Raw genomic sequence first — 4,167 nt, 5'->3', positions numbered from 1 at the left:
AATCTGAATTGATGAAAGTTATCGAATTATTCGACCGTATTTATAGCCAATTCGGCTTAAAATACCATGTAGAATTGTCTACTAAACCAGACAATGCAATGGGTGACGATGCAATTTGGGAAGCGGCTACAGAAGCATTGCGTAATGCTATTGAAGCTAAAGGTATTCCTTACGTAATCAATCCTGGCGACGGTGCATTCTATGGCCCTAAACTTGATTACCATATTGAAGACTCCTTAGGTCGTACATGGCAATGTGGTACTATCCAATTGGATATGAACTTGCCTGAACGTTTCCAAATCGAATACATTGGCGAAGATGGTCAAAAACACCGTCCTATCATGATTCACCGTGCATGCTTCGGTTCCATGGAACGCTTCATCGGTATCTTAACTGAACACTATGCAGGCGCGTTCCCAACTTGGATGGCTCCTGTACAAGTTAAAATCTTGCCTATCTCTGAAAAACATGTTGAATATGCTAAAGAATTGGCAAAACAAATGCACCGCGACTATGTACGTGTAGAAGTGGATGATCGTAGCGAAAAAATCGGCTACAAAATCCGCCAAGCACAAATGGCAAAAGTTCCTTACATGCTTGTTGTAGGTGATAAAGAAGTTGAAGAAGGTACAGTTAACGTTCGTAAACACGGTGGTGACGAATTAGGTTCCGTACCATTCGAAGAATTCTTCAATTCCATTAAAATTGAAATTAAAGAACGTAACTAATTGATTTAGATGACTTATTCATCAATATAGATGATGCAGTTAAGATGAGTTATTATATTTAATTGGTTATAATCTAATCTCTTATATGTATTAAAATAAACATATAAATTTAGCCCCCATATACTAAGCCTTTCATTAGACTTAAGTCTAGGAGTTTGCCATTTGTATAGTGGGGGCTATCTCTTTAATTGTTACCTGTGAGTAGCGAAAGGAAATATTATGAAAGAAGTAAATTCATATGGCTGGAAAGCCGTCATTGGGTCCTCTATTGGTTATGCAATGGATGGTTTTGATCTCTTGATTTTAGGCTTTATGCTAACCTTAATTTCTGGAGATTTAGGATTAACTACAGGTCAAGCCGGTTCTCTTGTGACGTGGACCTTGGTAGGTGCCGTACTAGGTGGCTTTATCTTTGGTACCTTGTCCGATAAGTTTGGTCGCGTTCGCGTATTGACTTGGACTATCGTGCTTTTTGCGGTATTTACAGGTCTTTGTGCCTTTGCTCAAGGGTATTGGGATCTTCTTATTTACCGTACAATCGCTGGTATTGGTCTAGGTGGTGAATTTGGGATTGGCATGGCACTAGCTGCCGAAGCTTGGCCTGCTAAGCACCGTGCTAAAGCAACAAGTTATGTTGCGCTTGGTTGGCAATTAGGCGTATTAGCGGCCGCTTTGTTAACACCGTTACTCATTCCTATTATTGGGTGGCGCGGGATGTTTATGGTCGGTATTATTCCTGCCTTGGTTGCTTGGGTATTCCGAGCTAAACTACATGAACCAGAAATCTTTGTACAAAGTAAAGAATCTAAGGAACATTCACATACTAACTCTTTCAAGTTATTAGTAAAAGATGTAAGAACAACAAAGACATCTATTGGTGTTGCTATTTTAACATCAGTTCAAAACTTTGGTTATTACGGTATTATGATTTGGTTACCTAATTTCTTAAGTAAGCAATTAGGTTTCTCCCTTACAAAATCCGGTTTATGGACAGCTGTTACTGTATGTGGCATGATGGTTGGTATTTGGCTATTTGGACGTTTGGCAGATAAAATCGGTCGTAAACCTACATTTATTCTATTCCAAGTATGTGCTGTAGCATCTATTTTGATTTACTCTCAACTATCTGATCCAACAGCTATGCTATTTGCTGGGGCAATTTTAGGGGCCTCTGTAAATGGTATGATGGGTGGTTATGGTGCCTTGATGGCAGAAGCATACCCAACAACTGCCCGTGCAACTGCGCAAAACGTACTATTTAACATCGGCCGTGCTGTAGGCGGCTTTAGCCCAATGGTAGTAGGCATGATCATCTCTATGTACTCCTACCAAGTAGCAATTGCATTCCTAGCTATTATCTACGTACTTGATATTCTAGCAACTGTATTCTTAATTCCTGAACTTAAAGGTAAAGAATTAGAATAATGTATTGAATTAATTTAGAGTAAATATATTGTGCTCTTTAGGTTATTAATCAATTGAAAATAGTGAATTTAAAAGGCTCTGTCTTATGACAGAGCCTTTTGGTTTATATATAATTTTTATGAAAGTACAGTATTATGCGATACCAATCCAGTGCCAATATGTAAGGGCAAATACGAGCATCATTACATAGCCAATAATAGTCAATGGAATGCCTGTAGTCATAAATGTTTTTACGTCGAATGTGTCGGTACCGTAAGCTACCATACCTTGTGGAGAGTTTACAGGTAATACTAGACCGAAGCAGATGGCATATTGCATAAGCATGGTTACACCAATTGGATTAAGACCTTCTGCGTTATGTCCTACTACAATAGAAATTACAATAGGAATCATAGCAGAGGAGAGGGCTGTAGCAGATGCAAAGCCTAGGTGAATGACAATGAGGAAGGCCGCCATTACAGCAATTAGGATGAATACGCTGGCGCTTTCAAGGGAGAAGGCGTTTACGAATACTTGAGCAAGCCATGTAGCCGCTTTTGTTTTCAGTAATACAGAGCCAAGACCTATACCTGCACCAAACATAACGATGGAACCCCAGTCGATGTTTGGCTGTGCAAATTTCCAATCCATAATGCCAATCTTAGGGAAGAAGAACAATGCGATAGCTACAATTGTTGTAGTTGTTGTATCGATAGAATGTAGCTTGCCACCGGTAGCCCACAATGCGAGAAGACCGATAGAAATACATAACAGTTTCTTTTCATCAGTACTCATAGGACCGATTTCTTGGCGCATTTTAGCGAGTTGTACATCGCCACCTACAAGTTCTTTAAACTCTGGCTTGATTAATGCTTGTGTTAAGAAATAGGCGATGATAACCATAATGATGGAGAATGGAGCCGCCGCAGTAAGCCAATCTATCCAGCTAATAGATGTATTCATCTGAGTTTGTATAAAGCCTACAGCCACAAGATTTTGAGCGGCAGCCGTTTGAATCATAATATTCCAGAACGTATCGGCTTGTACGGCACCTACCATGAGTAGAGCGGCTACGCGACTTTTACGTTCAATACCTAAGTTTTCAACAATACCGATAATGATTGGTGCTAAGCAGGCAATACGAGCCGTTGCACTTGGAACGAAAAAGGCAAGAATAAGACCTGTAATAATAACACCTAAGTAAATACGACTTACCTTAGTACCAACGCTAGACAATACTAACATGGCAATACGACGATCGAGACCTGTTTTGCGCATAGCTACAGAGATAAACATGGCAGCGCCTACAAGAATCATAGCCGGTGAAGAATAACCAGAAATGATAAGCTTTAAGGCATTGGCGGTACCCATAGCCTTGGCAGGTGCTTCAGGATTTGGTGAAAAACCTAATAATAAGGCCGTAAGCGCTGTAATCATAGTGGCACTCACTGGATAGGAAACGGCTGACGTCATCCATAGGATGATAGCAAAGGCGAGAACCCCAATCATACGATGACCACCGGTAGATAATGTTTCTGGTGTAGGCAATAATAAAATGCCACCTAAAACAATGAAGGATAAAATAAGTCCAATATTTTGAGCAGTTGTACGCGCCTTTTGTGGAGGGGCAGTGGTTGTTACACTCATAATAAAACTCCTTTCTATTTGTGTAATACCTATTACTATATAATACCAAATAAGGTGAACTATATAAGTTAGACTATGCTATAAGGCACACAATATTGACTAGATTATGCTATAAGGCACACTATATAAGATAGTCTATGCTATGAATATTATTGTATCGTACTTTCTATAGAATTTGTTATTTAAATTATAAGAATATTGTATACATAAAGGGGGATAGGTGTCAGTAAGTATACCTATATACAGAAATTCTAATGTCTGTTATACTATAAGAGTTGTGATAACAAATTTATTGTTGAAAGCTCAATATTTTTTGTTGACTTTCACCAGTCGATTTGTTATTATAATTAAGTAATTTATGAAGCAGAGGCCATCCGCCACTCACCTA

At 39.0% G+C, this 4,167-nt stretch carries 3 protein-coding genes; 2 read left to right on the top strand and 1 reads right to left on the bottom strand.

All coding sequences use genetic code 11. From position 1 onward, the window contains the following. Both QZ055_RS08320 and QZ055_RS08315 read left to right on the top strand, forming a co-directional pair. The coding region (locus QZ055_RS08320) for a threonine--tRNA ligase (RefSeq protein WP_295826090.1) at positions 1 to 728 on the top strand (728 nt) is incomplete at its 5' end. A gap of 219 nt (positions 729 to 947) precedes the next feature. Then, the gene (locus QZ055_RS08315; RefSeq protein WP_005386135.1) at positions 948 to 2,153 is read left to right on the top strand and encodes an MFS transporter; all 1,206 of its coding nucleotides are present in this window, start codon (positions 948 to 950) and stop codon (positions 2,151 to 2,153) included. A 132-nt stretch (positions 2,154 to 2,285) separates the two neighbouring features. Here the strand turns inward: QZ055_RS08315 and QZ055_RS08310 are convergent, their stop codons facing one another. After that, positions 2,286 to 3,779, bottom strand: a complete 1,494-nt coding sequence (locus QZ055_RS08310; RefSeq protein ID WP_156720080.1) for a DASS family sodium-coupled anion symporter — start codon at positions 3,777 to 3,779, stop codon at positions 2,286 to 2,288. Positions 3,780 to 4,167 lie beyond the last annotated feature (388 nt).

It is taken from the genome of uncultured Veillonella sp., from assembly GCF_905209685.1.
Taxonomy (GTDB): domain Bacteria; phylum Bacillota; class Negativicutes; order Veillonellales; family Veillonellaceae; genus Veillonella.
This window is presented reverse-complemented; position numbering and strand designations above follow the sequence as displayed.

Bases quoted from the DNA above. Each gene is read 5' to 3' on its own strand.
- QZ055_RS08310 (WP_156720080.1), bottom strand. From the start codon at position 3,779: ATGAGTGTAACAACCACTGCCCCTCCACAAAAGGCGCGTACAACTGCT.
- QZ055_RS08315 (WP_005386135.1), top strand. From the start codon at position 948: ATGAAAGAAGTAAATTCATATGGCTGGAAAGCCGTCATTGGGTCCTCT.